This window comes from Caballeronia fortuita (assembly GCF_001544835.2).
Classification (GTDB): Bacteria; Pseudomonadota; Gammaproteobacteria; order Burkholderiales; family Burkholderiaceae; genus Caballeronia; species Caballeronia fortuita.
In genome coordinates this window covers 153,889-179,947 of record NZ_FCNX02000009.1, presented here as the reverse complement: position 1 = coordinate 179,947, position 26,059 = coordinate 153,889, and the positions used below count along the sequence as shown (strand labels likewise).

Genomic DNA, 26,059 nt, shown 5'->3' with positions numbered 1-26,059 from the left:
CGGTTGGCCTTACTGCTTCACTTCCTCGGACCACAAGCCGTATTTCTTCACTTCGTCCGAATCGATGTTCGACTTGTCGATGAGCATCGTCGGCCACGCGTAGTTCGCGGGCACGTCCTTCTTCGCGTTGTAGTCCGCGATGAACTGCAGCGACTTCGCCGCCATCTGGATCGGGTTCTGCGAGATCGTCGCGTCCTGCTTGCCCGCGCGAATCGCGGACAGCGCCTGCGCGGTGCCGTCCGCGCCGATCACGAGAATATGCTCCTTGTCGCCGAGCGGCTTGTAACGTCCCGCGTTGTCGATGGCCTTTTCCGCGCCCACGGTGTTGTCGTCGTTCGCACCGAACACGGCATCGATCTGCGGATATTTCTGCAGGATGCTCGTCATCGCGTTGAGCGACTTCTCCTGATCGAACGCGCCTTCCTGACGCGCGACGACCTTGATGTTCGGGTACTTCGCGATCTCGTCGCTGAAGCCCTTCTCGCGATCCGTCGCGGCGGTCGTGCCGACGAGCCCGATCAGATCGACGACATTGCCCTTCTCTTCGCCATAGCGCTTCTTCAGTTGCTCGGCGATCCATTTCGCCGCCGTCTGCCCGAGCGCGACGTTATCGGACGCGACGAACGACGTCACCTTGCCGCCGTCCGATCCGCGATCGAGCGTGAAGACAGGAATGTTCATCGAGTTGGCTTTCTCGACGGCGGGAATGATCGCCTTCGAATCGATCGGATTGAGCACGAGCGCCGTGACGCCCTGGCTCAACAGATTGATCGCGTCGTTGACCTGTTGCTGCGCGTCGCCGTTCGCGTTGGTCTGCACGAGATCGAAGCCCTGTTCCTTCGATCCGCGTTCGACGCCCGCCTTCAGTCCGACGAAGAACGCGTTGTTCAAGGTCGCGATCGAGAAGCCGATCTTCGTCTTGCCGCCCGCCGCCGTCGCCGGTGCGCTCGCGGGCGCGCTTGCTGCGGCGCTTGCGCTCGACGCCGCACTGGTGCTGCTCGTCGACGACGCGTTGTCGCTCTTCGAGCATCCGCTCAACGCGGCGGCCGCGCATAGCAGCACGGCGCTCGTGGATTTGCCGAACGTTCCCCAACTGTCGAATCTTGCCGAACTCCAGGCCATGACTGTCTCCGTTGTACGAGTTGTTCAATGCTGTCTTGTCTTGCGATGAAGCCGCGCTCGCCTTCGTGCGGTCTCAGCGATCCTCCGTGTTGCGCCTGCCGTAAGTCTTGAACCTCTCCAGCACTTCATCCATCTGTTCGTCCGAGAGCACAGGCGGCGCGCCGATCTGCAACGCGAGCAGATATTGCTTCGCGAGCACTTCGACCTCATGCGCGAGCCACACGGCGCGCGCGAGATCGGCGCCGAGCGCGATCACACCATGATGCGCGAGCAGACACGCACGACGATCTTCCAGCGCAGCAAGCGCATGATCGGACAACGCCTGGCTGCCGAAGACCGCATACGGCGCGCAACGGATCGACTTGCCGCCCGCCGCCGCGACCATGTAATGCAGCGCGGAAATCTCGCGGCCGTGAATGGCGAGCGCGGTCGCCGCGATCGAATGCGTATGCACGACCGCGTGAATATCGTCGCGCGCGTGCAGGATATCGCGATGAATGCGCCATTCCGACGAAGGCCGTTCGATGCGAAGCATGTCCGCATCGTCGGCGATATCGAGCGGCAGCCACACGATCTGGCTTTCATCGAGGGCGCGCGCGGCCACACTGCTCGGCGTGATGAGAATACCCTCGCGATAACGCGCGCTCACGTTGCCCGATGTGCCCTGATTGATGCCGAGCCGCTCCATCTCGAGCGACGTATCGACGATGGCGCGGCGCAACGCACGTTCATCGGCGGCGCTCATGCGGCGTTTCCTTGCGCGGCGAAGAGCGTTCGCAGCGATCGTTCGAACGGGGCGCGCACGATGCCGCGTTCGGTCACGAAGCCGCTCACGAGCATATGCGGCGTCACGTCGAACGCGGGGTTGCGCGCTTGCATCGCATCGGGCGCGATGCTTCGTCCCGCCAGATGCGTGACTTCGTGCGCGTCGCGTTCTTCTATCTCGATGCGTGCGCCGCTTGCCGTGTGCAGATCGAGCGTCGATGAAGGACACGCGACATAGAACGGAATGCCGTAGTGATGCGCGGCGATGGCAAGGCCGAGCGTGCCGATCTTGTTGGCGAAGTCGCCGTTCGCGGCGACGCGGTCCGTGCCGACGATCACGACATCGACGAGCCCTTGCGACATGATCGATGCCGCCGCGCTATCCATGATGAGCGTGACGTCGACGCCCGCCTGCTGCAGTTCGAATGCGGTGAGACGCGCGCCTTGCAGAAGCGGTCGCGTTTCATCGGCATAGACCTTGAAGCCGATGCCCGCGCGATGCGCCGCATAGATCGGCGCGGTCGCGGTGCCGATGCCCGTCGTCGCAAGCGCGCCCGCATTGCAGTGTGTGAGCACGCCGCTGCCTTCGCGTATCAGCGGCATGCCATGTTCGCCGATGCCCTCGCACAAGCTCTGATCCTCCGCGTGTATGCGCTTCGCTTCTTCGACGAGCGCCCGATAAAGCGATGCCGCATCGCTCGCGTCGGTATCGCGTGCATGACGCAACATGCGCCGCACGCCCCAGCTCAGATTGACCGCCGTGGGCCGCGCCGTTTCGAGCCAGTTCGCATGCGCTTCCAGTTCGGCGCGAAACTGCGCGACGGGCAGCGCAGTCGCATCGCGCATCGCGATGCACAGCCCATACGCCGCCGCGACGCCGATAGCCGGTGCGCCGCGCACGCGCAACTCGCGAATCGCGCGCCACACCGCTTGCACGTCGGCGACGTTCTCCACGACGATCTCATGCGGCAAACGCGTCTGATCGAGCAAGAGCAGATCGCCGTCGCGCCATTCGATCGTGGCGGGAAGCGTTTGGAAGAAGGGCTGCGAAGCCATGAAGTCTCCTGTCACATCGTCGCGGCGTCGCGCTGCATTTCACGCGCAAGCATCGCGACCTGTTCGATATCGCCGAGCGAAGCGCGCCCGACGAGCAACGCTTCCGCACAGCGCAGACAACGCACTTCGATACGCGCGCGCGCTTCTGCATCAGGAATGCGCGTGATTTCCGCGACCTTCGCCATGCCGACGATGCGGCGGATCATCTTGCAGCCGGCGAATCCGAGCGTATCGGCAAAGAGACGCCGCATGAAATGCGTGCGATACGCGCCGAGCGCGCGGCTGTCGGCATCGGCGCCGATGAAGCGCCGCTTGCTGCGGCTTTCATGGTCGCGCCACAGTTCGATGAAGCGCGCGCTGAAGCCGCTCCAGATGCGCATCATCTGTTCGAGCAGCCATTCCTGATACGGGCCAGGATCATGTCCGTCGATACGGCCGTGCCAGTCGCGCGAAAAGTAGGCGAGCAGCAGATTCGCGAGCAATGCGCCGATGTCGAAGCCCATCGGACCATAGAACGCGAACTCGGGATCGATGACGAAGGTCTCTTCTTCATCGACCATGATCGAGCCGGTATGCAGATCGCCGTGCAGCAAGGTCTCGGCGTGATTCATGAACGCCCATTTCATGTCCGCCGCCGCGATGCGCAACGGCTCGTGCGTTCTCAGGCGTTCGATCGCGTCTTCCGGCAGCGCGGGGCTGTACACGTTCGACGGATGATCCTCGAACGGAAACGTGAAGACGAGGTCTTCGGTGATCTTGCATAGCTCCGCGTTGACGGCGGCGCTCGCGGCCTGCTTCTTGATGTCGGGTGCGAGAAAGAGATCGGAGCCGTGAAAGAGCGTGTTCGCGAGATACGTCGACAGATGATCCGCAAGACGCGGGTAAGTCACGCCATCCATCAAGCCTTGCCGCAAAATGCGATGCGACGCGAGATGCTGCATCACCATCAGGAAGCGCTTGCTGTCTGCGTGATAAACCTTCGGCACATGCTGCGGACACAGTGCGCCGAAGCGGCGCAGCGCGGCCACTTCGTGCTCCATGCGCTGACACGAGAGCGGCCACGTCTTGCCGACGAGCCGCAAAAACGGCGGCGCCTGCTTCACGACGACGCTGCGCCCCGGCGTCTTCGCATTCTTCACGAAGTACACGTAGTTCAGATTGCCGTCGCCGACTTCCGCGACTTCGAGATCGCCGGGGTCGCCCAGCAGCGCACGCACGTCGGGCACGCCGCCGAGATAGGCGGCAAGTTCCTGCGCGGTGAAAGCTTCAAACTCCATCGGTGTCTCCTCCGATGATGCCCGGCGCGCGCCTCGCTCAGCGACGCTTGCGCACCAGATCGAACTTGAAGATGCTCGTGTTGTAGTAGTCGTTGCTATAGCAGAACGGCTCGCCGCTCTGATCGAAATCCACTTCGTCCAGCAGCAAAAAGAGACCGAAGCCATCCCCGAGTTCAGGCAGATCGCGCGGCGTGAGAATGGTCGGCTGTATCGACGTATGCGTATGCGACAGCCGCCGCCCGGTGCGCTCGAACATGCCAAAGAGCGACTCGCCCATGTCGCCCTCGGCGGCATCGAACACGCGCTTCGGGACCGTGTCGATGCAATACGCGGCGATGGCGTCGTCCGCTCGCCGCACGCGCTCGATGCGCACGCAGGGATCGCCCGGTGCGATGGCGAGCTTTTCCGCGAGACTCTCCGATGCCGCGACGGTCTCCGTGCGTATGCGGCTCGTCGACGGCACCGCGCCCACGCTGCGAATCATGTCCGTCACCGACATCAGATCATCGAGCCCGCCATGCAGCTTCAGCGAAATTTGTCTGATGAAGGTGCCCTTGCCCTGCTGACGCGACAACAGGCCATGCGAGATCATCTGCGCGACCGCTTCACGCAAGCTGGACCGGCCGACGCCGAGCAGCTCGCAAAGCTCTATTTCAGTGGGAATCTGATCGCCGGGCTTGAGCTTGCGCTCGCGAATCATGGTGAGGAGCGACTCCTGAATCTTGTCGCTCATCGATCGCTCGACGCTCAGGCGCATGAGGTCCTCTCGGATGACGGTCCCTGAAATATACATCAGACGTCTGATGTTTCTGTAAGGACTTTCCCGAAGCGTTTAATGCTTTGAACAAGCGGTTTTCTTTGCGCATGTGCAGCATGACGGAGCGTGTATCGCCCATGACGGCAGGGTTTGCACCGCACGATTCATGCGGCTCAGACGTGCGTAGCAAAGTCGATGTACGGCGCGATATTTTTCATCGCGCGTTCCACGTATTCGCTTTTTTCGCCGACGGGCGCCACGTAATGCATCGCGCCGCGCGCCGCGTCGATGCCTTCGAGCCGCGCGATCACCCACGCGGCCAGATACTGCGACGCAAGACATCCGCCCGCCGTCGCGACATTGCCATTCGCGACGAACGGTTGATCCAGCGTGCGCACGCCAGCTTCTTCGACCCACGGCTTCGTCGTCAGATCGGTGCAGGCGGGCACGTCTCGAAGCAGGCCGAGCTTCGCGAGGATGAGCGTGCCCGAGCATTGCGCGGCGAGCAACTGACGCGCGGGATCGAGCCTGATGCGCGCCATCAATGCAGCGTCCGCGACGACATCGCGCGTGAGCCTGCCGCTGCCGACGATCACGGCATCGGCGTTCGCGGCGTCTTCGAGCGTGGCTTGCGCTTTCAGAACGAGACCGTTCATCGAACGCACTTCATTCGATGGACACGCGATCGACACCTTCCAGCCCGGCTTCTTCACGCGATTGAGAATGCCGAGCGCGATCAGCGAATCGAGTTCGTTGAAGCCTTCGAACGTGAGAATGGCGATATGCATGATGTCCTCTTTTCGACGCATGGATTGCGTGCGTGCATGGTACGGCGCGATACGAATACAATCAAATGATTGTCATGGATACATCTTCAACCCGCGATCATGCCGAAACCGCCGCGTTACAAACAGATTGTCGATCGGTTCGTCGACGAGATTCGTTCTGGCCGTCTCAAGGCGGGCACGCGGCTGCCGACGCATCGCGAACTGGCCGCGAAAGAAGGACTCGGGATCGTGACGGCGACGCGCGTCTATGCGGAGCTCAACGCGATGGGTCTCGTCAGCGGCGAAACCGGGCGCGGCACCTTCGTGAAGGAGACGACGCTCGCGCGCGAACTCGGCATCGATCAGGTTGCGATCGCCGCGGACATCGTCGATCTGAACTTCAACTATCCTGCGCTCCCCGGTCAGGCCGAGATGCTGCGCAATGCGCTGCGTCAGTTGTCGTCGACGGGCGATCTGGAAGCGCTGTTGCGTTATCAGCCGCACGGCGGGCGCGCACGCGATCGCGCGACGGTCGCGCGTCATCTCGCGCGGCGCGGGCTCGACGTGGAGGCGGATCGCGTGCTCATCGTCGATGGCGCGCAGCATGGACTTGCGACAACGGTGATGGCGCTGCTCAAGCCCGGCGATGTGATCGCGGTCGATACGCTGACGTATCCGGGCTTCAAGCTGTTGGCAGAAGCGCATCGGATCGAACTCGCGCCCTTGCCGGCGTCGGGCACCGGTCCCGATCCCGACGCGCTCGAAGCGTTATGCAAGCGCCGGCGCGTGCGCGCCATCTACACGATGCCGACGCTGCACAATCCGCTCGGCTGGGTGATGACGGCGACGCGTGGCAGGCAGTTGGCATCGATTGCGCGCAAGCGTGGGCTCGTCATCATCGAGGATGCCGCCTATGCCTTCCTCGCCGAGGATGCGCCGCCGCCGCTCGCCGCCATCGCGCCCGAGCGCACGGTGTATGTGTCGGGCTTTTCGAAGAACGTGGCGACGGGCTTGCGCGTCGGTTATGTCGTCGCGCCGCCAGAGTGGGTGCCGAAGATCGAGCGCGCGATCAGAGTGACGACGTGGAACACGCCCGGCGTGATGACGGCGATCGCGTGCGGCTGGCTCGAGGACGGCACGGTCGAGCGGCTCGAAGCGCAGAAACGCGCGGATGCGTCGATGCGGCAGGCGATTGCTTCGAAGGCGTTGGGGCGTTTGAAGCGCGTGGCGCATCCGTCGTCGTACTTCGTGTGGCTGCCGATGCCCGAGGACGTGCGCGCGGACCGCGTCGCGTCGGCGTTGCTGGACGCGCGTGTATCGGTATCGACGGCCGAGCCGTTCTGCACCACGGCACAGGCGCCGCATGCGTTGCGGCTGGCGTTGGGATCGGTGGATGCGGGGACGTTGAGGGCGGCGTTGGGGCGGGTTGCGGAGGTGGTGGGGAAGTGGGCGTATTGAAGCGGCGTCCCCTGCAACGCCGATCACCGCGACCCACCCCCCAACATCTCCAGAAACACCCTCACCTTCGCGCCCAACAACCGCCGCGAGCTATAAAGCGCCCAGATTTCCACCGCCGGCCCCGCATCGACGCCGAGCTTTGCAAGCCGCCCCGCCGCGACATCCGGTTCGACGAGCAGCCCCGGCAGCAACGATGCACCCGCGCCCTCAAGCACCGCCTCGCGCGCCATCAGCAACGACGATAACCGCAGCACCGGATCCGGCGTGATCGTGCGCTCGCGGCCATCGTCGCCCAGAATCTTCCACGGCACGCTCGCCGCGCGCGCCAGCACGACAGCGGGCAAGGACGTTGCGTCTTCGTCGAACACGAAACCGCGCGGCGCGACCAGCACGCGCCGGTCCGTCGCGATGCGGCGTCCGATCAGCAGTTCATCGGCGTCCGGATCGATGCGGATCACGAGGTCGTAGCCGTCCTGCACCGGGTCCATGACACGATCCTCGGCAACAATCTCCAGTTCGACCTGCGGATACGCCGCAGCGAAGCGCGACGCCACGCGCGGCAGCACGACATGCGCAAACACGATCGGCGCACTCACGCGCAGGCGTCCGCTCGGCACCGGTGCGCGCGAACGGATCGCGGCGCCCGCATCGTCGATTTCGGCGAGCAGGCCGCGCGTGCTCTCGTGGAGCGCGCGGCCTTCGTCGGTCAGGCGCAGCGTGCGCGAGCCGCGCTCGATGAGCCGCACGCCCAGACTTTGCTCCAGTTCCGCCACGCGCCTCGAAAGAGAAGCCTTCGGACGGCCCGTCCGGCGCGCAGCGGGCCCGAAACCGCCATGTAACGCGACGGCGTTGAAATCGGCGAGTGCAGTGAGATCCATGTTTCGTTCCGTTCGTGAGACGAACCGTCCCGAATCATGGTCTATCGGCTCGAAGACGGAACGCCTATCGTAACGACTGTTCCCAACGTATCCAAGGAGATCGACATGACTATTCTCGTGACGGGCAGCACCGGCGTCATCGGCACGCAGGTTCTCGACCATCTGAAGGACAGCGGCGCGGCCGTGCGCGCGCTCACGCGTTCGCCCGAACGCGCGAAGTTTCCGGCGGACGTGACGCCCGTGCAGGGCGAACTGGGCGAGATCGGCGCGCTGCGCGAGACGATGAAGGGCATCGACACGCTCTTCCTGCTCGCGCCGAACGCCGCTGACGAGCTGACGCAAGCCCTCCAGGCGCTGAGCATCGCGCGTGAGGCGGGCGTTAAGGGCATCGTGTATCTGTCCGTATTCAAGGGCGATGCCTACACGGACGTGCCCCATTTCACCAGCAAGCACACGGTCGAGCGCATGATCGAACACTGCGATCTGCCCGCGACGATCCTGCGCCCCGCTTACTTCATGCAGAACGACAGCCGCATGAAAGACGCGCTGATGCATCACGGCGTGTACGGCATGCCGATCGGCGCAAAGGGCATTTCGATGGTCGATACGCGCGATATCGGCGATGCCGCCGCGCGCGAGCTGCTGCGCCGTGAACGCAGCGACGCGCCCTTGCCGCGAGAAGCCTACGCGCTCGTCGGCCCCGATGCGCTCACGGCCGAAAGCATCACGGCAATCTGGCGCGACGCGTTGAAGCGCGAAATCAACTACGGCGGCGACGATCTCGACGCGCTCGAAGCGCGCATGAAAAACGCCGGCCCCGAATGGCTCGCCTACGACATGCGCCTCATGATGCAGCGTTATCAGGAGGACGGCGCGGTTGCGTCGCGAGAGGAAATAGAGAAACTGACGTCGCTGCTCGGCCGTCCGCCGCGCACGTATCGCGATTTCGCCGCCGAATCCGCCCGCGAATGGGCGACGTCATAATCCGCCCATAAACCGAATCCGCGCAATCTCTCCGTATAACGAAATAAAATCGCAAGTCAGAATAGCCGGATGCCGGGCGCTAAAATAAGCCGAAATTACCGCGCCCGGCTTTCGACATGAAATTCATACTCCCCGCGCAATCCCTTCCCGCCAGTCCTTTAAGCCCGCCTAAAAAGCCCCTGACGCGAAATTTCTCATAGCCGCAAACGTTTGCCGCTATATTTATGCTTCGACTTAAGTAATTATCAGACTTATCACGATACCTCCGCGATTCACCATCGCGATCCATCGAATGGAAATGGCTCATGCGGACTCAATATGAGGCATCGATACCGGAAAATAAAATCACTGCCGAACATAAGCGCCAGGCGCACTTTCAGCGATGGTTCGCGACGTTCGCCAGCCTCGCCCATTCGCGGCTTCCGCTCGACGCCTATCTGCAAAAAGTCACCGACACACTGAGAGAAGTCGCGGGCGTCGCCTCCGCGGTCGTCGAATGGATCGAGGGCGACGAGCTCGTCTATCGCGCGGCGAGCGGCACGGCGGCGGTTCACATCGGCGTGCGGCTGCCCACCGCCGGCAGCCTGTCGGGTCTGTGCATCACGCGCCAGCAGGCGCTCATCTGCCGCAACACGGCGACGGATCATCGCGTCGACCGTGCCGCGTGCGAGGCGGTCGGCGCCGTATCGATGGTCGTCGCGCCCGTCGTCTACGAAGGCCGCTCGGCGGCCGTGCTCAAGCTCATTTCGGGCGAGACCGACTATTTCGGACAGTCGGACATCAGCATTCTCAACGCGTTTTGCGCGTGCATCGCGGAGACCATCGCGCGCGAGGACATCGCGCAGGAAAATCGCAAGTTGATGCGCGAAAACGCCACCGTCGCCGCCGATCTCTCGGTCGAGTCGTCGCTGCGCATCGAATACGAAAAGAAGCTCGCCGATGCCATGCGCCGCCGTCAGACCGTGCTCGACAACGCGCACGTCGCGTTCGTGTCGATGGACGAAGCGGGCATGGTCGTCGATGGGAACGAGGCCGCGTGCGCGCTGTTCGGCTGGAAGCAGCACGAGGTGACAGGCCGCGAGCTTGCGCTGTTTATCGTGCCCGAACGCTTTCGGGACGCGCATCGCAAGGGTCTCACGCGCTATCTCGCGACCGGCGAGGCGCGCATGATCAACCGGCGCGTCGAGCTGCCCGCGCTGCGCCGCGACGGCAGCGAATTCGCCGCCGAACTGACGATCAGCGAAGTCTGGTACGAAGGCCAGCGCCAGTTCGCGTGCTTCGTGCACGACATCACCGACCGGCACGTCGCCAACGAGGCGAACGAAAGGCTGCGCCTGCTGATCGATTCCGTGAGCGACTACGCGATCTGCATGCTCGACCAGAACGGCCATGTGCGCTCGTGGAACAGCGGCGCGCGCGCGATCTACGGCTTCACAGCCTCCGAGGCGATCGGCCGGCATTTCGCGCTCTTTTACACGTCCGACGAACACGGCCGCGACCGCCCCGCCGACGACCTCGCGCTCGCTGCGCGGCGCGGCCGCATCGAGCACGAGGACTGGCACGTGCGCAAGGACGGCTCGGAGTTCTGGGCGCACGTCATGCTGAGTGCGCTGCCGAACAACAACGGCGGCGAGCAGGGCTTCGTCAAGATCACGCGCGACATGACCGCGCGGCGGCGTCTCGAAGAACTGGAAGCGTCGAGCCGGCGCATGAACGAGTTTCTCGCGCTGCTCGGCCACGAACTGCGCAATCCGCTCGCGCCGATCCGCAACGCGGTGAGCATTCTCAAGCTGAAATCGTCCGACGATGCCGACGTGATCCGCAGCCGCCAGATCGTCGATCGTCAGCTTGCGCATCTGACCAAGCTCGTCGACGATCTGCTCGAAGCCGGACGCGTGAGCTCGGGGAAGATTCGCCTCACGACCGGAATCGTCGATATCGCCGATGTCGTGCACCTGAGCGTCGAGGGGAGCCAGCCGCTCTTCGACGAGCGCGCGCAGCGCATCGACGTGAAAGAGAGCGGCCAGCCGCTCTTCGTCAACGGCGATCCGACGCGGCTCGTCCAGGCGCTCAACAACCTGCTCAACAACGCGTCGAAGTTCAGCCCGCCCGCGTCGACGATCACGCTCGAAGTCGGCCCGCGCGGCGGCACGGTGATGGTGCGCGTAATCGACGAAGGCCGCGGCATTTCCGCCGAAGCCCTCGGCACGGTCTTCGATCTTTTCGTGCAGGAGCATCCGCCGGGCGCGCACGCCGACGAAGGCGGGCTCGGCATCGGTCTTACGCTCGTGCGCGCGATCGCGGAATTGCACGGCGGGCATGTCGAGGCGAAAAGCGGCGGCGCGGGGCGCGGCAGCGTGTTTTCGCTTTGGCTGCCGATCGCGGAGCCGCCCGCGCGCGGCACGCCGTCGGGCGCCACGCCGGCCGCGCTCGCAAGCCGTCAGCTCGACGTGCTCGTCGTCGACGACAACCGCGATTCCGCCGACAGCATGACGCTGCTCGTCGACATGCTCGGTCACAACGCGCGCGCCGCCTACGACGGTCCGGGCGCGCTCGAATCGTTCGAGGCGGCGCGGCCGCAGGTCGTGCTGCTCGATCTGTCGATGCCCGGCATGACGGGTTTCGACGTGATCCGGCGTATGCGCGGGGACGGCGATCGTCCGGGCAAGCGCGTGATCGTCGCCGCGATGACCGGCCTCGGTTCCGACGAGGACATGGCACGCACGCGCGCCGCCGGCTTCGATGCGCATCTCGTCAAGCCGGTCGATCTCCCGGAACTAGAGCGCGTGCTGGCGCTGGCGGCGCGCGTCTGAGAGGCTGCGGCGCACGGGTTACGCTTCCTTCGACGTAACCTCCGCCGTCTCCACCGTCACATTGCCTCGTTCCTCGAAGCGCGCGAGCATCGGCGCTTCGGCGAGCGCATCGGTGACGAGCGTCCAGTCGCGCTCGAGCGGCGTCCAGTGCTGCTGGTTCGCGCGCTCGAGCTTGTTCGACGTGACCAGCACGAATACGGCGGCCGCCTGGCCCGCGATGCATTCCTTCAGGAACGCCTGCTCCGCCGTCGCTTCGCACAGGCCGCGGCCCGCGACGACGCCGTCCGCGCCGAGAAACGCCTTGTCGAACGTGATGCGCGTCAGCGCCACCTGCGCGATGGGCCCGAGCGTGCTCATGCTCGAAGGCCGCACATCGCCGCCGATCAGCGTCACGCGCACATCCGCCGACGCAAGCAGATTCACCGCGAGCAGATTGTTCGTCACGACGTGGATCTCCGTGCGCCCGGCGAGGCAGCGCGCGAGCGCGGCGGTGGTCGTGCCGCCGTCGAGAAAGATGGTGTCGCCGTCCTGAACGTGCCGCGCCGCCGCGCGCGCGATCGCTTCCTTCTGCTCGCGAAAGCTCTCGCGGCGTGTGTCGAGCGATTCTTCCGGCTCGTGCATGCCCACCGACGCCGCGCCGCCATAGGTGCGCACGATGCGCCGTTCGTCCGCGAGCGCGCGCAGGTCGCGGCGCACGGTCGCTTCCGACATGCCGAAGTGCTCGCACAGCGCGGCGACATCGTTCATGCCGGACAGCACGGCCTTCAACATGGCTTCGCGGCGTTTTTCGACTTTCATCCTGTTCCTTTTCTGACCGGCGGCGACGCACAGTGTAGCGAACCGCGCGGGTGCGTCGAATGCTCGCACTTCGTTGCAAAGCTAAGCCGTCATTTTGATCGATTCGCTCATTTAGTGAGCAAAAATGATTGGCGCGGTCAGTGTAAACACTAATGCTTAGCGGTTTGCGCAAAACCCGGCCGAGGACTACACTCGAAATTGATCGATTCAATCACTTTATGATCGATTCGGCCAGAAACCACTGCGGAGACACCATGGCTCAGATTCATATCAAGCGCGCCGTCGAGCGCGTTCCCGGCGGGATGATGATCGTCCCGCTGCTGATCGGCTCGCTGATCGCGACGTTCGCGCCGGGCATGCCGAAGTTTTTCGGCTCGTTCACGAACGCGCTCTTCACCGGCGCGCTGCCGATTCTCGCGGTGTTTTATGTGTGCATGGGCGCGAGCATCGACGTAAAAGCTACGCCGTATCTGCTCAAGAAAGGCGGCGCGCTCTTCGCGACGAAGGTCGGTACGGCGATCGTCGCGGGCATCGTGCTCGGGCATTTCCTCGGCGAGCAGCCGATCACCTCGGGCGTGTTCGCGGGCATCTCGACGCTCGCCGTCGTCGCCGCGATGAACGATACCAACGGCGGCCTCTACATGGCGCTGATGGGCCAGTACGGCCGCTCGGAAGACGTCGGCGCGTACACGATCATGTCGCTCGAATCCGGTCCGTTCCTGACGATGGTCACGCTCGGCGTCGCGGGTTTGTCGGCGTTTCCGTGGCCGACGCTCGTCGGCAGCATCCTGCCGCTCGCCGTCGGCATGCTGCTCGGCAATCTCGACCGCGAAATGCGCGAGTTCCTCGGCCGCGCCGTGCCGGTGATGATCCCGTTCTTCGCGCTGGCGCTCGGTGCGAGCCTCGATCTGCACAAGGTGTGGCAAGCCGGTCTGCTCGGCATCGGTCTTGGCTTCGCGGTCGTTATCGTGACGGGCATTCCGCTTTATTTCGCGGATCGTCTGACCGGCGGCACGGGCGTCGCCGGCGCGGCGGCGGCCAACACCGCAGGCAACGCGGCGGCCGTTCCGGCGCTGATCGCGGCGGCGAATCCGGTGTATGCCGAAGCGGCCAGGTCGGCGACGCTGCTCGTCGCGGCGTGCGTCGTCGTGACGGCGATCGTGTCGCCGATATTGACCGCATCGATCGCCAAACGCGTGAACGCGCGCGCCGATGCGCGTTCCAACGCGAAGACGCGGGAGGCCACGCAATGAAGAGCTTGCTGATCGTCGCCGACGATCTGTCGGGCGCCGCCGACTGCGCCATCGCGTTCGCGGCGGCGGGCCGCAAGACGGTCGTGTCGCTCGATGCAGGCGCATCGGATGTATCGGATGCGCAGGCGAGCGTCATCGCCGCCGACACCGACACGCGCCGCCTCTCGCCCGCCGACGCCGCGCGCCGCACGGCCGATACGTGGCGCACGCTGCGCGCGCCCGGCCGGCGTCTCTACAAGAAGATCGATTCGACCTTGCGCGGCAACTGGGCCGCCGAAGTCGCGGCGCTGACGCGCGTCGCGGGCCCGGCGATCGTCACGCCGGCGTTCCCCGCGACGGGCCGTACCGTGCGCGATGGCCGCGTGTTCGTGCGCGGCGTGCCGCTCGACGACACCGAAACGTGGCAGCTCGAACACGCCGGGCAGCACGCCGGACTGCGCGACTTGCTGGACGCAGTAGGCCTGCGCGTCGCGCATGTTTCGCTCGATGCGTTCCGCGCCGCGCCCGGGGATGTCGCCGCGATGGTCGTGTCGGCGGCGGCATCGGGCAACGGCATCGACGCGATCATCGTCGATGGCGAAACGCGCGACGATCTCGCCACGCTCGCCCGCGTGAGCGCATCGGTCGATGCGCCGTTCTTCTGGGTCGGCTCAGGCGGGCTCGCACGCGAACTGGCCGCGCTGCCCGATCTCTTCGACGCCGATGCGGCCGCGCGACCGGCACGCGCCATCGAACCGGCGCAAGGCCCGATTCTCGCGCTCGTCGGCAGTCTTTCCGCGATCTCCGAGCGTCAATGCGCGATGCTCTGCGCCGAAGCGGGCATCGGCGAAATGATCGTGCCGCCCGCCGTGTTGCGCGACGGCGCGCGGCATCCGCAATGGCAGGCGTGGAGCGTGCGTATCGGTGACGCGGTGCGCGGCAAGGAAGACGCGATCCTGCGCATCGGCCGCGACGACGCGTTCGATCCCGCCGAAGGCGCGCTGTTGTCGAACGCGCTCGCCGCGCTCGTCGCGCCGCACTTCGATGCGCTCGGCGGACTCATTGCGACCGGCGGCGAAACGGCGCGCGCGATGCTCGCCGCCGCGAAGGTCGGCAGCCTCGAACTCGTCAGCGAAATCGAAGCGGGCGTCGCGCTCGGGCGTCCGGCGAACGGCAAGGGCCCGTCGATCGTCACCAAGGCCGGCGCGTTCGGCAGCGAGCACGCGCTGCTCGGCGCCTGGCTGCATCTGCGCGGCGCGGACATTCCCATCGCGCGTTAAAGCGCGTTGAACACAGACATCATCAGACGAACATCATGAGCAACTATCTACCCGTAATCGGCATCACGATGGGCGACGCGAGCGGCGTCGGTCCGGAAGTCGTCGTCAAGAGCCTCGCGCACGACGCGGTGTACGAGCAATGCCGTCCGCTCGTGATCGGCGATGCGCGCCGGCTGGAGCGCGCGATCGACATCGTCGGCGGCAAGGCGACCGTGCGCCGCATCGCGGACGCGACCGAGGCGCGTTACGAGCCGGGCACGATCGACTGCATCGATCTGAACCTGATTCCCGACGATCTGCCCTTCGGCGAACTGTCCGCCGTCGCGGGCGATGCGGCGTATCGGTACATCGCGCGCGCCGTCGAACTGGCGCAGGCAAAGCAGATCGACGCGATCTGCACCGCGCCGCTCAACAAGGAAGCGTTGCACGCGGGCGGCCACAAGTTTCCGGGCCACACGGAAATGCTCGCGCATCTGACGGGCGTCGACGAAGTGTCGATGATGCTCGTCGCGCCGCAATTGCGCGTGATTCACGTGACGACGCATATCGGCATCATCGATGCGATCCGCAAGATCGAGCCGGGTCTCGTCGAGCGCACGATCGAACGCGGCAACGCGACGCTCGTGAAGGCGGGGATCGCGAAGCCGCGCATCAGCGTGTGCGGCATCAATCCGCATGCGGGCGAAAACGGTCTGTTCGGTTATGGCGAGGAAGAGGAGAAGATCATCCCCGCCGTGAAGCGCCTGCAGGAACGCGGGCTGGACGTGACCGGCCCGTTGCCCGCTGACACGCTCTTCTATCGCGCGGGGCGTGGCGACTTCGATCTCGTCGTCGCGATGTATCACGATCAGGGTCACGGTCCCGTGAAGGTGCTCGGGCTCGAAGCGGGCGTGAACGTGACGGTCGGGCTGGAGGTGATCCGCACGTCGGTCGATCACGGCACGGCGTTCGATATCGCCGGCAAGGGCATCGCCGATGAAGGCAGCATGCTCGAAGCGCTGCGTCAGGGCGCGGAACTCGCGACGCGGCGTCAGTGACGCTGATGGCGTGATAATGGGCGCTCCACACGAAGCAGGAGCGCCCGGCATGATCTCTTCTCTCGATACGCTGCGCAGCCTATGGCGCATCGCCGGCCTGCCCGACGATGCGCTTTCTTTCATCGACCTTCCGGGCCGCGATCCGGTTTTCCCATCGAGTTTCGCGCTCGGCACGGCGGCGCAGGCGACCATCGGCGCGGCGGCGCTCGCGGCGTGCGAACTCGGCGCGCTGCGCGGCGGGAAGCGGCAGCGCGTGTCGGTCGACATGACGCATGCGGCGGTCGAATGCACGGGCGCGTTCACCGTCGATGGCAAGGAGCCGGAGACATGGGGACGCTTCTCCGGTCTCTATCGATGCGCCGATGGCTACGTGCGCATCCACGCCAACTTCGAGCATCATCAGGATGGCGCGCTGCGGCTGCTCGGGCTCGATCCGCGCACCGCGACGCGCGAGGACGCCGAACGCGCGTTGCTCGCGTGGCGCGCGAGCGATTACGAGAACGCGGCGGCACAGCGCGCACTCGTCGTGACGATGCTGCGCACCTTCGACGAATGGGATGCGACGCCGCAGGCGCAAGCCATTGCCGCGCAGCCGTTGATGACGATCACGCGCATCGGCGATGCGCCTTTGCTGAAGCTGCCTGCCTTGCCCGACGACGCGCGTCCGCTCGACGGCATTCGCGTGCTCGATTTCACGCGCATCCTCGCGGGGCCGGTCGGCGGACGCGCGCTCGCCGCGTTCGGCGCGGACGTGATGCTCGTCAACGGGCCGCATCTGCCGAACATTCCGGCCATCGCGGATACGAGCCGCGGCAAGCGCTCGGCGCTGCTCGATCTTCGCGCGGCGGCGGATCGCGAGGCGCTCTGGCGTCTGATCGACGAGGCGCATGTGTTTGCGCAGGGTTATCGGCCGGGCGGAATCGCGTCGCTCGGATTCGGGCCGGATGCGGTGGCGCGGCGTCGGCCGGGGATCGTTTATACGTCGCTGAGCGCCTATGGCACCAAAGGGCCGTGGGCCGAACGGCGCGGTTTCGATTCGCTAGTGCAGACCGCGATGGGCTTCAACGCCGCCGAAGCCGAAGCTGCGGGCGAAAGCAAGCCGCGACCTTTGCCGATGCAGATGCTCGACATGGCGAGCGGCTTTCTGATGGCGTTCGGCGCGGCGGCGGCATTGTGGAAGCAGCAGCGCGAAGGCGGAAGCTGGCATGTGGAGGTGTCGCTCGCGCAGACGGGGCATTGGCTGCGCGGGCTCGGGCGCATCGATGGCGGGACGCGCATCGCGAAGCCGGATTTCGCGCCGTTCATCGAGCGGTATGAATCGGGATTCGGCGATTTGATGGCGGTGCGGCCGAGCGCGCAACTCGCGCGGACGCCGGCGGGCTATGTGCGCGAATCGGCGATGCCGGGGACGGCGGAGGCGCGGTGGTGAGGGAGGCCCGCTACGCCGCAACCGCGCGGCGCGCCAGCGCCAGATACCCGCCCAATCCGAGCATGACCGCACCCGAGGTGCGCGTGAGCATCCTCGCGCGCGCGGCGCGTGCCGCGCTCGACCTGAGCAGACGTGACGCGGCGAGCACCGCGCCTACATCGACGAGCGTATTGAGCGTGACGCAGATGCTCCCGAGCGCCACGAGCTGCGGTATCAGCGCCTGACCCGGCGAAACGAACTGCGGCAGGAACGCGAGAAAGAAGAGCGCGGTCTTGACGTTGAGGGCTTCCACGAAAACGCCCTCGCGAAACGCGCGCCGCGCGCCGTGCGATGCGACCGGCGCAATGTCCGCCGCGTCATCCTTGCGCAGCAGAAGCCGGACGCCCAGATAGATCAGATACGCTGCGCCGACATACTTCACGGCGGCGAAGAGCAGCGCGGATCGCGCGATCAGCAGGGAAAGGCCGAGCGCCGCCGCAGCGACGTGCAACAGTCCGCCGATCGCCGTGCCGAAACACGATGCCAGGCCTTCGGACCTGCCGCCCGCGACGGTGCGCGCCACGACATACGCGAGACCCGGGCCGGGCGTGATGGCGAGAAGAATCGCGGCCACGAAAAAAGCAACGAATGACATGGTTCAACTCCCCGCGCGTGACATCGCCTCAGCAAGCTCCTGATTTCCGCGCGCGTCCAGCGCCTCAGCCGCGCCGATCCGATCCCGCGTCTCCTTGTTCTGACTCAGCTTCGACTTGCCGACGAGCGACGTCACCGCGATCTCGATCCCGACGATATTGCGCAGCATCCCGTCGATGAACTCGCGCTCCGAATCGCCCATCTTCCACGGCTTCGGCTCGTTCGCCTCGTGCCGCCGCGTCAGCCGCGCGACCAGCCCGCGCACGAACGGCTCGTCGTCGCGGACCGTGAGCACGCCGTGCGCGTGCACGACTTCGTAGTTCCACGTCGGCACCTGCCGATGCGTCTCGTGCTTGCTCGGGTACCAGTTCGGCGAGATATAGCCCTCCGCGCCGCGGAAGATCACCATGACGGGCGTGCCGCTCGGGCAACGCTGCCAGATATCGTTGGCGCGCGCGACGTGCGCCGTGAGCAGACCGTGCGCGCCCTGCGCCGGATCGAATTCGAACGGAAGGTGATTGGCGTCCAGACCGGTATCGTCACGCGTGACGAGAATGCCCAGCGGATGCTCGCGCACGATCCGATGCAATTCTTCAGGGCGCGTCTGGGCGAAATGCGGCGGTATGTACATCGTGAATCCCGGTGAAAGTGGCGCGATCCCGTCACTATCGTGCGAAACAGGCACAATAAGAAGGTCCAGTTTTGAGCGATTTGCATGGTCCAGTCGAACAACACGAACGGCACGGGACGCCGCATCTACGATCTGCTGCGCGCCCAGATCGCCGACGGCACGTTGCCCGCGGGCGCGAGCGCGCCATCCACGCGCGCGCTCGCGGCCGATCTCGGCGTGTCGCGCACGACCGTCACGGCCGCTTACGAACAACTCGCGGCCGAGGGCTTTCTCGTCACGTCGGCGGGACGCTCGGCGCGTGTGGCCACGCCGTCGATACCCCTCGCGCCGCCGCTTCCCGCCGTCGCACAACGTGGCACGCCCGCGCTTTCCGCGTACGGCCGGCACGTCGCGGCGCTGCCGTTGCCCGCGATCGCCGGGCGGCAAGAAGGCTTCATCGATTTCCTGTATGGCGCAGTATCCGCGCGCGACTTTCCATCGCTCATCTGGAAGCGCGCGTATCAGGCGGAATTGCTGCGTCAGCCGGCGCACCTCTACTACATCGCGCCGGAAGGCGATGCGTCGCTGCGCCGCGCGTTGCAGGCGTATCTGGGCCGCGCGCGCGGGCTCGTCTGCGAAAGCGCGCAAATCGTCGTCGTCAACGGCACGCAGCAGGCGCTCGATCTTTGCGCGCGCATGCTGCTCGATCCCGGTGACGCCTTCGCATTCGAAGATCCCGGCTATCTGATCGCGCGGCATTGCTTCGAGGCGTCGGGCGGCGTGCCGTTGCCCGTTCCCGTCGATGAACACGGTATCGACACGCGCCGCCTGCCCGCCGATGAACGCGCGCGCTTCGCTTACGTGACGCCGTCGCATCAGTTTCCGCGTGGCGGCGTGCTGCCGATCGGACGCCGGCTCGAATTGCTCGAATGGGCGCAACGGCACGACGCGTGGATCATCGAGGACGATTACGACGGCGAATTCCGCTACGGCCAGCGCCCTATCGACGCACTGCAATCGATCGATTCGAATGGCCGCGTCATCTACATCGGCACGTTCTCGAAGGCGCTGTCTCCGCATTTACGGCTCGGCTACGTGATCCTGCCGCACGATCTCGTGCCTGCGTTTCGCCAGGCCAAACGGCTCGCGGATCGTCATTCGGCGGTCATCGAGCAGCGCGTGCTCGCCTCGCTGATCGAAAGCGGCGCGTATGAGCGACACGTGCGGCGCGTGCGGCGCGAGTACGAACGGCGTCGCGCGGCATTGCTCGATGCGATCGATGAACTGCTGCCGAAGCGCGCGCAAGTGATGGGCACGGCGGCGGGTTTGCATGTCACGCTGTGGCTGCCGTTCATCGATTCGACCGATGAAGCCGCGCTCGTCGCCGCCGCGCGCGCAAAGGGTGTCGGCGTGTATCCTGTGTCGCCGCTGCATGTCGCGCCTCAGCGCGGCACGCGCGGTCGATCTGCCGGTCTCATCCTCGGCTATGCCAGCGTGCCGGTCGACGTTATCCGCGAAGGCGTTCGCATACTCGCCGATGTCATCGGGCCATTCAGGCGTTAGTCGAGCGCGCGATGCAGGCTCGAGCGGGATGCGCTTGCGCCCGGTTCGATACACCCGAATCGATGCTGAACGGCACGCGCCGCGCGAGCGCGCACATGATCGATGCGCGCGGAAATCGGACGTGGCATGACGTGCTGGATTTTTGACCGAAAGCAGTGGATCAAGGAATCGTATCGATCAAAAGCCAGTGGCTGTTATTTCATTTGTCGTTATTTTTGGTCGATGATCCTGCCGCCGCCAATGGCCTGACAAGCGCGCTCGCGGTATCTTTGCGCTGATGCCGCGCCGCCGAAGGAGCCGCCATGAACGAGGTCCACCGTCTCGCCTGTTTGCGCATCGTGCTCGTGGTCGTTGGGCTGATCGCGCTGTTCGCGCTCTATCCGCTGATGCTTTTCTGGCCTTCCGGATGGGCGTGGGAATCCGGCCACGCGGACCACGCGGGCCTGTCGGAATACGCGCTGATGATCGTCGGCATTTACGCGACGCTCGGCGTGTTTTTGCTCATCGCATCGCGCGACCCGATGAAGCATTTGAGCCTCATCTGGTTCACGGTCTGGTCGAGCATCGTGCACGGCGCAATCATGGCCGTGCAATCGTTCGGCGGCGCGGGACATTTCGGCCACCTGACAGGCGATGTCCCCGCGCTTTTCATCGTCGCCGCCGCGCTCGCGATCTTCACGCCGCGCGGCGGCAAGGCGCGCGTGCTCAGTGCAGATAGCCGAGGTGCTCGGCCAGAATGACGCTGCCTACGCCGATCAGAATCAGCCCGCCGACGATCTCCGCGCGCTTGCCGATCGTCGCGCCGACGAGGCGGCCGACCATCACGCCGATCGTCACCATGAGCATCGTCGCGAAGCCGATGGTCGCGGCCGTCGAAAAGATATCGACGTCGATGAAGGCGAGGCCCGCGCCGACCGCCATCGCGTCGATGCTCGTTGCGAAACCGGTGAGCGCAAGCACCCAGAACGAATGCGAGTTGGGCTTTTCTTCTTCGTGGCCCGCGCTGCTGAAGCCTTCGCGGATCATGCGCGCGCCGAGCAGGAACAGCAGCCCGAACGCGATCCAGTGATCCCACGCGGTCACGTATTGCGCGGCGGCGCGGCCGAGCGCCCAGCCGACGAGCGGCGTCAACGCCTCGATCACGCCGAAGATCACGCCGGTCTTCAACGCTTCCGCGATGCGCGGCTTGTGCAGGGTCGCGCCCTTGCCGACGGCGGCGGCGAATGCGTCGGTGGACATGGCGAAGGCAAGAAAAATCGTGGAAGCGAGATTCATCGAGTAGCGCTCTGGTCGGGCAAGATGAAACGACAGAACGCGCGCCCGACCGGTCGCGAGTTCTGTCGATGGTCTTGCCAACCTGTGATGGCTGCTCATGCCACGGTCCGTACGACCGAGCGTGTTGACATGAGCGCTTTTCCGTTGCGGAAAAGCCGGCTACTCCCCAGCGAAGAAACGTGACTTTAACACGGTTGGATGACCGTTCCCGCGACGATTTTCCCGGCTCGCCCCATCAGCGTCGCCAATTTTGCGCACGGTCAATTTCGCCATGCGATTTGTTGCAACGCGTCATATTGTGGTAATCTCAGGGTTATTACCTAGTTAGTTACCCTAGTAAGGAGCCAGTCATGGGAATCATCGCCGCCACGCCGATCGCGCTCGTTTCCTTCATCGTCGCCACGTTCCGCGACGCGCTCAAGACGCGCGCCAAAGTAAGCGCGTTGATGGCCGAAGCATATCGCCGCGCTTGAAGCACGCAACGCAGGCGCGGGCCAAGGTCCCGCGCCTTCGAGCCTACTGCAGCGTATAAGCGATCACATAATCGCCGGCCTTCGTGCCGAGCGAACCGTGACCGCCCGCCGTCACGAGCACGTACTGCTTGCCGCTCGCGTCGGCATAACTCATCGGCGTGGCCTGACCGCCCGCTGGCAGACGCGCTTGCCACAGCTTCTTGCCGTCGCGCACGTCGTAGGCGCGCACGTACTGATCGAGCGTGCCCGTCAGGAACGCTACGCCGCCCGCCGTCACGATCGTCCCGCCGAGGCTCGGCACGCCCAGCGGCATCGGAATCGGCAACGGCGCGCTATCGACGATCGTGCCGTTCTTGTGCATCCACGCGATCTTCTGCGTGCGCAGATCGACGCCCGCCATGTAACCCCACGGCGGCGCCTGGCACGGAATGCCGAGCGGTGAAAGAAACGCGCTGATCTCGTAGCCGAACGGCGTGCCGCGCGCGAGCTTGATGCCGCTCGTCTCGCTGCCCTTCTTCTCGCCGTTCTCTTCCGGAATCTTGTCGCGCGGAATCAGCTTCGACGTGAAAGCCATGTAGTCCGGATTCGCGATCAAAATCTGCCGCACCGGATCGACCGATATGCCGCCCCAGTCGAACACGCCGAAGTTGCCGGGGAACACGAGCGTTCCCTGTTCCGACGGCGGCGTAAACGGTCCGTCATAGCGCAAGCTCTTGAACTTGATGCGGCACCAGAGCTGATCGAACGGCGTCGTGCCCCACATGTCGGCTTCCTTCACGCGCGGCGGATTGAAGTTGAGCGCGGAGACCGCCTGCGTCGGCGACGTGCGATCGCCCTTCGCCGCGCCGCCCGGCACCGCGACTTCGCTGATTGGCACGATCGGCTGGCCGGTTTCGCGGTTCAGCACGTAGATGCTGCCCTGTTTCGTGGACGCGATCACCGCCGGCTGCGTGCCTTGCGCCGTCTGCAGATCGACGAGCGTCGGCTGCCCGCCGACATCCATATCCCACAGATCGTGATGCGTGAACTGATAGTTCCAGCGCAGCTTGCCCGTCGCGCCATCGAGTGCGACAAGGCCCGCCGCGAACTTCTCGGCCTGCGGCGTGCGTTGACCGCCCCACTGATCGGGCGTCTGATTGCCCATCGGCAGATAGATCATGCCGCGCTTCTCATCGACGCTGAACATCGACCACATGTTCGGCGAGTTGCGCACGTAGGTGCCGCCCGGCGCGATCGGCTCGGTGGCGTCCGGGTTGCCCGGGTCCCAATTCCAGACGAGATGGCCGTCGTTGACATCGAACGCGCGGATCACGCCCGACGGCTCGTTGTTCGATTCGTTGTCGGTCACATGGCCGCCGACGATCACGAGGTTGCGAAACACCGCCGGCGGCGATGTCGAGTAATAGCCGCCCGGCGTGAACGGGCCGATGTTCGCGCGCAGATCGACCGCGCCGTTCTTGCCGAAGCTTGCGCACGTCTTGCCGGTGTCGGCGTCGAGCGCGATCAGGCGCGCATCCGCGGTCGGCAGGAAAAGGCGATGCGGGCACTCGGCCTGCGCCGTGGTCTGTGCGGGCGTCTGCACGGGCGCGGAGGCTTCGGCGGGCGCGGACGCTGTATCCGCCGCGGACGGCGCGCTGGCGTCGACGGGAGCGGAAGCCGCGGTCACATCGGATGCGGCCGCCGCCGGCATCGGATGCATTGCCGCATCGTAATAAGCGACGCCCCGGCAAGTCATATGCTCCCAGTGCTTGAACCCGACCGGGCTCTGGATCTGCGGATCGTAACGCCACTTTTCCTTGCCGCTCGCGGCATCAAGCGCGATCACCTTGCTGTGCGGCGTGCACAGGAAGATCGTGTCGCCGACCTTGAGCGGCGTGTTCTCGTCGGTGGTTTCTGTGGGATCGTCGGCGCCCGGCATGTCGCCGGTGCGATACGTCCACGCCACTTTCAACTGATGCGCGTTCTCCGGCGTGATCTGCGCGAGCGGCACGTAGCGTTGCGCGAGCGGCGAGCCGCCATAATCGATCCAGTCGCCCGGTGCGCGGCCGGTCGCGGCGTTGGCATCGGGCTGATTGGCATCGGCGGCGACATTCACGTCGATGCGTCCCGGCGTGTCGTGGGTATCGTTGAAGAAAGTGCCGGCGCCGAGCAGCAGCACGATGATGATCGCGGCGGCAAGCGGGGTGCGCGCCGCGCGCGCGGTAGAAGGCGGCCCGAATAGCGCACCGCTGTGCACGAACGGCATCAGCAGCCAGATCGCGAGCAGCAGCCAGATCCACAGGCGCGGCATCAGTTGCCAGAAATCGAAGTGCACTTCGAAGACGGCCCAGATGGTCGAGCCGAACAGCATCAGCGCAAAGAGCACCAGCGCGGAACGCCGGCGAATCAACAGCAGCAGGCCCGTCAGGATGATGGCCGCGCCCGCGATCACGTAGTACCACGATCCTTTCAGCGAGACGAGATAGGCGCCGCCTGCCGCCAGCACCACGCCGATGACGATGAACGCGATGGCCGTGAAAAGTGTGAGCGGATTGAGTCTTCCGTTGACAGCCATGCTGAATTCCTCCGTGACGATGAAATGCGGAACACGGCCGGCTCACGGTCGTGGTTCGGACGTTGTCGCGTCGTGGGAGGCAGCAATCGCTGTGCCGTTCGGCAGAGAGAAATTGCGTGCGGGGCGTGCTTACAGATGACTTTCCGCGCGAAGAGGCCTGCTCGCGCCGCAAAAATCTCAGAAAGAGCGCGGCCAGAGTCCGCCGTGTGCTCGTGCGGGCATGACGCCGGCGACGAACGCCGCCTTCAGATCGGCGCGCTCGGAGAAGCGCGGCGCATCGAACCACGTCAGGAATTCTTCGCGCCAGTTGGCCCAGGCGTTTTCGTCGAAGTCGAAGTCTTCGTCGATACGGCCGTTGTCGCGCAGATACGCGCCAACCACTTGCGTGCCGTTCCAGTACGCGACCGCGACATCGGTGAGATCGGCCGTCACGCCGCGCGGCAGATCGCGCAGCAGCATCGCGACATGCGCCTTGAACGATTTGAACTCGGTCGGTCTCATCGGCTGCTCCGCTTCAAAAAGTGCGTGAAAAAAGCTGCATGGACGCGTCCGTTCAGTTGAACACGCCCTTGTTCAGATCCTTTCCGAACGCGGCAGTCCATTGCGTGCCGTGTCCGATGCGATATTCGCGTTCCTTCAGCGTGGAACGTCGCGTGATGGTGACTACGCCCTGAAGCGGATATACATCGTCCACGACATCGGACGCGCCGCCTTCCTGCACGAGAAAATCGCTCTCCTCGAGCCGATGCCGCGCGAGTATCGCAACGAAATCCGCCCGCTCGTCCGGTGCGATGACAGTCATGACATCCTCCACGGTCGAAGGCTGCTTCTTTCAAAGTAGCACACGCGCGGCGGAACGTCGGCGCATATCTTGCGACGAGCGCGGCACGGCGCACGCGCTTTTTCCTTGGGAGTCGAAATGCCGATGAATCGCGAAACGATGTTTCTATGCGCGGCGGCGCTGGCTGTCTGCACGCACGCCCGCGCCGACGACGCCGTCTGCGGCACGCTCGAAAGCGCAACGAACGGGCAGGACGGCATGATCACGCTGCGCGAAGGGGAAAGCGTGAATTTCTGGCGAGGCGGCGCCGTGCGGCACGGCGCGCTGCATGTCTACAAGGACGGCGAGGTGTATCACGTGTACTGGCAGCCGGAAGGTAGCGGCGATGTCTACGTGCTCGCGAACGAAGGCACGAGCGCCGTGCGGCTCATCCTGACGCCGCCGCGCGGCACGAAAGTCGACACGGGACCGGGCAGCCTGCCGCCGCAGAAAGTGCTGTCCTGTCCCGCGATGTAGC

The 26,059-nt window shown here is 65.2% G+C and carries 25 protein-coding genes and 1 riboswitch; of the genes, 11 read left to right on the top strand and 14 right to left on the bottom strand.

The genetic code is table 11. The features are described from left to right. Window positions 1-9: 9 nt before the first annotated feature. The 6 genes from AWB77_RS18725 to AWB77_RS18700 all read right to left on the bottom strand — a co-directional run bounded on the left by AWB77_RS18725 (window position 10) and on the right by AWB77_RS18700 (window position 5,765). Window positions 10-1,122, bottom strand: coding sequence for a sugar ABC transporter substrate-binding protein (locus tag AWB77_RS18725; RefSeq protein WP_061135943.1), 1,113 nt, complete (start codon window positions 1,120-1,122; stop codon window positions 10-12). Window positions 1,123-1,195: 73 nt separating this feature from the next. Then, the gene (locus AWB77_RS18720) at window positions 1,196-1,867 is read right to left on the bottom strand and encodes an L-fuculose-phosphate aldolase (protein ID WP_061135942.1); all 672 of its coding nucleotides are present in this window, start codon (window positions 1,865-1,867) and stop codon (window positions 1,196-1,198) included. Then, the gene (gene mtnA, locus AWB77_RS18715) at window positions 1,864-2,943 is read right to left on the bottom strand and encodes an S-methyl-5-thioribose-1-phosphate isomerase (protein ID WP_061135941.1); all 1,080 of its coding nucleotides are present in this window, start codon (window positions 2,941-2,943) and stop codon (window positions 1,864-1,866) included. The genes AWB77_RS18720 and mtnA overlap by 4 nt, the downstream gene beginning before the upstream one ends. 11 nt (window positions 2,944-2,954) lie before the next feature. Continuing rightward, entirely contained in the window at window positions 2,955-4,220 is a 1,266-nt protein-coding gene (gene mtnK, locus AWB77_RS18710; RefSeq protein ID WP_061135940.1) for an S-methyl-5-thioribose kinase, read from the bottom strand. Between the two features lie 37 nt (window positions 4,221-4,257). Beyond that, window positions 4,258-4,953, bottom strand: a complete 696-nt coding sequence (locus AWB77_RS18705; protein ID WP_244158572.1) for a GntR family transcriptional regulator — start codon at window positions 4,951-4,953, stop codon at window positions 4,258-4,260. Window positions 4,954-5,150: 197 nt separating this feature from the next. Continuing rightward, window positions 5,151-5,765 (bottom strand): DJ-1/PfpI family protein, encoded by a 615-nt coding sequence (locus AWB77_RS18700; protein WP_061136070.1) that lies wholly within the window; start codon window positions 5,763-5,765, stop codon window positions 5,151-5,153. Window positions 5,766-5,864: 99 nt separating this feature from the next. Here AWB77_RS18700 and AWB77_RS18695 point away from each other — a divergent pair, with 99 nt between their 5' ends. Next, on the top strand, window positions 5,865-7,202 hold the full coding sequence (locus AWB77_RS18695; protein WP_061135938.1) for an aminotransferase-like domain-containing protein: 1,338 nt from the start codon (window positions 5,865-5,867) through the stop codon (window positions 7,200-7,202). A 23-nt stretch (window positions 7,203-7,225) separates the two neighbouring features. Here the strand turns inward: AWB77_RS18695 and AWB77_RS18690 are convergent, their stop codons facing one another. Then, on the bottom strand, window positions 7,226-8,080 hold the full coding sequence (locus AWB77_RS18690; protein WP_061135937.1) for a LysR family transcriptional regulator: 855 nt from the start codon (window positions 8,078-8,080) through the stop codon (window positions 7,226-7,228). Window positions 8,081-8,185: 105 nt separating this feature from the next. Here AWB77_RS18690 and AWB77_RS18685 point away from each other — a divergent pair, with 105 nt between their 5' ends. After that, window positions 8,186-9,064 (top strand): SDR family oxidoreductase, encoded by an 879-nt coding sequence (locus tag AWB77_RS18685; RefSeq protein WP_061136069.1) that lies wholly within the window; start codon window positions 8,186-8,188, stop codon window positions 9,062-9,064. A gap of 305 nt (window positions 9,065-9,369) precedes the next feature. Next, the gene (locus tag AWB77_RS18680; protein WP_061135936.1) at window positions 9,370-11,877 is read left to right on the top strand and encodes a hybrid sensor histidine kinase/response regulator; all 2,508 of its coding nucleotides are present in this window, start codon (window positions 9,370-9,372) and stop codon (window positions 11,875-11,877) included. Between the two features lie 18 nt (window positions 11,878-11,895). On the opposite strand, the gene AWB77_RS18675 is transcribed toward AWB77_RS18680, so the two are convergent. Next, window positions 11,896-12,675 carry a DeoR/GlpR family DNA-binding transcription regulator gene (locus tag AWB77_RS18675; protein WP_061135935.1) on the bottom strand — a complete coding sequence of 260 codons (780 nt, stop codon included), beginning with the start codon at window positions 12,673-12,675 and terminating at the stop codon, window positions 11,896-11,898. 254 nt (window positions 12,676-12,929) lie between these two features. On the opposite strand from AWB77_RS18675, the gene AWB77_RS18670 reads away from it, so the two are divergent. The 4 genes from AWB77_RS18670 to AWB77_RS18655 are packed head-to-tail and all read left to right on the top strand — an operon-like array spanning window position 12,930 to window position 17,653. Further along, complete coding sequence (locus AWB77_RS18670; protein ID WP_061135934.1) at window positions 12,930-13,928, top strand: 2-keto-3-deoxygluconate permease; 999 nt, start codon at window positions 12,930-12,932, stop codon at window positions 13,926-13,928. After that, window positions 13,925-15,187 carry a four-carbon acid sugar kinase family protein gene (locus tag AWB77_RS18665; RefSeq protein WP_061135933.1) on the top strand — a complete coding sequence of 421 codons (1,263 nt, stop codon included), beginning with the start codon at window positions 13,925-13,927 and terminating at the stop codon, window positions 15,185-15,187. Before AWB77_RS18670 ends, AWB77_RS18665 begins: the two co-directional genes overlap by 4 nt. Before the next feature lie 35 nt (window positions 15,188-15,222). Continuing rightward, entirely contained in the window at window positions 15,223-16,224 is a 1,002-nt protein-coding gene (pdxA, locus tag AWB77_RS18660) for a 4-hydroxythreonine-4-phosphate dehydrogenase PdxA (RefSeq protein WP_061135932.1), read from the top strand. Between the two features lie 49 nt (window positions 16,225-16,273). After that, entirely contained in the window at window positions 16,274-17,653 is a 1,380-nt protein-coding gene (locus AWB77_RS18655; RefSeq protein WP_061135931.1) for a CoA transferase, read from the top strand. Between the two features lie 10 nt (window positions 17,654-17,663). On the opposite strand, the gene AWB77_RS18650 is transcribed toward AWB77_RS18655, so the two are convergent. Both AWB77_RS18650 and AWB77_RS18645 read right to left on the bottom strand, forming a co-directional pair. Then, a complete protein-coding gene (locus tag AWB77_RS18650) occupies window positions 17,664-18,287 on the bottom strand; it encodes a LysE family translocator (RefSeq protein WP_061135930.1) in 624 nt (207 codons plus the stop codon). A 3-nt stretch (window positions 18,288-18,290) separates the two neighbouring features. Next, the gene (locus AWB77_RS18645; RefSeq protein WP_061135929.1) at window positions 18,291-18,917 is read right to left on the bottom strand and encodes an FMN-binding negative transcriptional regulator; all 627 of its coding nucleotides are present in this window, start codon (window positions 18,915-18,917) and stop codon (window positions 18,291-18,293) included. 84 nt (window positions 18,918-19,001) lie between these two features. On the opposite strand from AWB77_RS18645, the gene pdxR reads away from it, so the two are divergent. Together pdxR and AWB77_RS18635 are read left to right on the top strand one after the other, a co-directional pair. After that, entirely contained in the window at window positions 19,002-20,459 is a 1,458-nt protein-coding gene (gene pdxR, locus AWB77_RS18640) for a MocR-like pyridoxine biosynthesis transcription factor PdxR (protein WP_061135928.1), read from the top strand. A 302-nt stretch (window positions 20,460-20,761) separates the two neighbouring features. Next, entirely contained in the window at window positions 20,762-21,199 is a 438-nt protein-coding gene (locus AWB77_RS18635) for a DUF6632 domain-containing protein (protein ID WP_061135927.1), read from the top strand. Here AWB77_RS18635 and mntP read toward each other — a convergent pair. Next, window positions 21,165-21,734: a manganese efflux pump MntP gene (gene mntP / locus AWB77_RS18630; RefSeq protein WP_061135926.1), complete on the bottom strand. Its 570-nt coding sequence runs from the start codon at window positions 21,732-21,734 to the stop codon at window positions 21,165-21,167. The two genes, AWB77_RS18635 and mntP, sit on opposite strands and share 35 nt — an antisense overlap. 8 nt (window positions 21,735-21,742) lie before the next feature. Further along, a riboswitch (yybP-ykoY riboswitch) is annotated at window positions 21,743-21,914 on the bottom strand. Window positions 21,915-22,084: 170 nt separating this feature from the next. Here mntP and AWB77_RS37205 point away from each other — a divergent pair. Beyond that, window positions 22,085-22,207: a hypothetical protein gene (locus AWB77_RS37205; RefSeq protein WP_279616187.1), complete on the top strand. Its 123-nt coding sequence runs from the start codon at window positions 22,085-22,087 to the stop codon at window positions 22,205-22,207. 43 nt (window positions 22,208-22,250) lie between these two features. Here the strand turns inward: AWB77_RS37205 and AWB77_RS18625 are convergent, their stop codons facing one another. From AWB77_RS18625 to AWB77_RS18615, 3 genes are all read right to left on the bottom strand, one after another. Continuing rightward, a complete protein-coding gene (locus AWB77_RS18625; RefSeq protein ID WP_061135925.1) occupies window positions 22,251-24,761 on the bottom strand; it encodes a glucose/quinate/shikimate family membrane-bound PQQ-dependent dehydrogenase in 2,511 nt (836 codons plus the stop codon). Between the two features lie 177 nt (window positions 24,762-24,938). Further along, complete coding sequence (locus tag AWB77_RS18620; RefSeq protein WP_061135924.1) at window positions 24,939-25,262, bottom strand: hypothetical protein; 324 nt, start codon at window positions 25,260-25,262, stop codon at window positions 24,939-24,941. A 52-nt stretch (window positions 25,263-25,314) separates the two neighbouring features. Continuing rightward, on the bottom strand, window positions 25,315-25,563 hold the full coding sequence (locus AWB77_RS18615; RefSeq protein WP_061135923.1) for a hypothetical protein: 249 nt from the start codon (window positions 25,561-25,563) through the stop codon (window positions 25,315-25,317). Between the two features lie 123 nt (window positions 25,564-25,686). Between AWB77_RS18615 and AWB77_RS18610 the strand changes: the two genes are divergently transcribed. Next, window positions 25,687-26,058, top strand: a complete 372-nt coding sequence (locus tag AWB77_RS18610; RefSeq protein WP_061136068.1) for a hypothetical protein — start codon at window positions 25,687-25,689, stop codon at window positions 26,056-26,058. The last annotated feature ends 1 nt before the right edge of the window (window position 26,059 follow it).

Coding starts and splice junctions, on each gene's coding strand:
- mtnK (WP_061135940.1), bottom strand. CDS start 4,220: ATGGAGTTTGAAGCTTTCACCGCGCAGGAACTTGCCGCCTATCTCGGC.
- pdxR (WP_061135928.1), top strand. CDS start 19,002: ATGGTCCAGTCGAACAACACGAACGGCACGGGACGCCGCATCTACGAT.
- AWB77_RS37205 (WP_279616187.1), top strand. CDS start 22,085: ATGGGAATCATCGCCGCCACGCCGATCGCGCTCGTTTCCTTCATCGTC.
- AWB77_RS18620 (WP_061135924.1), bottom strand. CDS start 25,262: ATGAGACCGACCGAGTTCAAATCGTTCAAGGCGCATGTCGCGATGCTG.
- AWB77_RS18670 (WP_061135934.1), top strand. CDS start 12,930: ATGGCTCAGATTCATATCAAGCGCGCCGTCGAGCGCGTTCCCGGCGGG.
- mntP (WP_061135926.1), bottom strand. CDS start 21,734: ATGAATCTCGCTTCCACGATTTTTCTTGCCTTCGCCATGTCCACCGAC.
- pdxA (WP_061135932.1), top strand. CDS start 15,223: ATGAGCAACTATCTACCCGTAATCGGCATCACGATGGGCGACGCGAGC.
- AWB77_RS18685 (WP_061136069.1), top strand. CDS start 8,186: ATGACTATTCTCGTGACGGGCAGCACCGGCGTCATCGGCACGCAGGTT.
- AWB77_RS18725 (WP_061135943.1), bottom strand. CDS start 1,122: ATGGCCTGGAGTTCGGCAAGATTCGACAGTTGGGGAACGTTCGGCAAA.
- AWB77_RS18610 (WP_061136068.1), top strand. CDS start 25,687: ATGAATCGCGAAACGATGTTTCTATGCGCGGCGGCGCTGGCTGTCTGC.
- AWB77_RS18675 (WP_061135935.1), bottom strand. CDS start 12,675: ATGAAAGTCGAAAAACGCCGCGAAGCCATGTTGAAGGCCGTGCTGTCC.
- AWB77_RS18655 (WP_061135931.1), top strand. CDS start 16,274: ATGATCTCTTCTCTCGATACGCTGCGCAGCCTATGGCGCATCGCCGGC.
- AWB77_RS18650 (WP_061135930.1), bottom strand. CDS start 18,287: ATGTCATTCGTTGCTTTTTTCGTGGCCGCGATTCTTCTCGCCATCACG.
- mtnA (WP_061135941.1), bottom strand. CDS start 2,943: ATGGCTTCGCAGCCCTTCTTCCAAACGCTTCCCGCCACGATCGAATGG.
- AWB77_RS18625 (WP_061135925.1), bottom strand. CDS start 24,761: ATGGCTGTCAACGGAAGACTCAATCCGCTCACACTTTTCACGGCCATC.
- AWB77_RS18720 (WP_061135942.1), bottom strand. CDS start 1,867: ATGAGCGCCGCCGATGAACGTGCGTTGCGCCGCGCCATCGTCGATACG.
- AWB77_RS18635 (WP_061135927.1), top strand. CDS start 20,762: ATGAACGAGGTCCACCGTCTCGCCTGTTTGCGCATCGTGCTCGTGGTC.
- AWB77_RS18700 (WP_061136070.1), bottom strand. CDS start 5,765: ATGCATATCGCCATTCTCACGTTCGAAGGCTTCAACGAACTCGATTCG.
- AWB77_RS18615 (WP_061135923.1), bottom strand. CDS start 25,563: ATGACTGTCATCGCACCGGACGAGCGGGCGGATTTCGTTGCGATACTC.
- AWB77_RS18665 (WP_061135933.1), top strand. CDS start 13,925: ATGAAGAGCTTGCTGATCGTCGCCGACGATCTGTCGGGCGCCGCCGAC.
- AWB77_RS18705 (WP_244158572.1), bottom strand. CDS start 4,953: ATGAGCGACAAGATTCAGGAGTCGCTCCTCACCATGATTCGCGAGCGC.
- AWB77_RS18645 (WP_061135929.1), bottom strand. CDS start 18,917: ATGTACATACCGCCGCATTTCGCCCAGACGCGCCCTGAAGAATTGCAT.
- AWB77_RS18695 (WP_061135938.1), top strand. CDS start 5,865: ATGCCGAAACCGCCGCGTTACAAACAGATTGTCGATCGGTTCGTCGAC.
- AWB77_RS18690 (WP_061135937.1), bottom strand. CDS start 8,080: ATGGATCTCACTGCACTCGCCGATTTCAACGCCGTCGCGTTACATGGC.
- AWB77_RS18680 (WP_061135936.1), top strand. CDS start 9,370: ATGCGGACTCAATATGAGGCATCGATACCGGAAAATAAAATCACTGCC.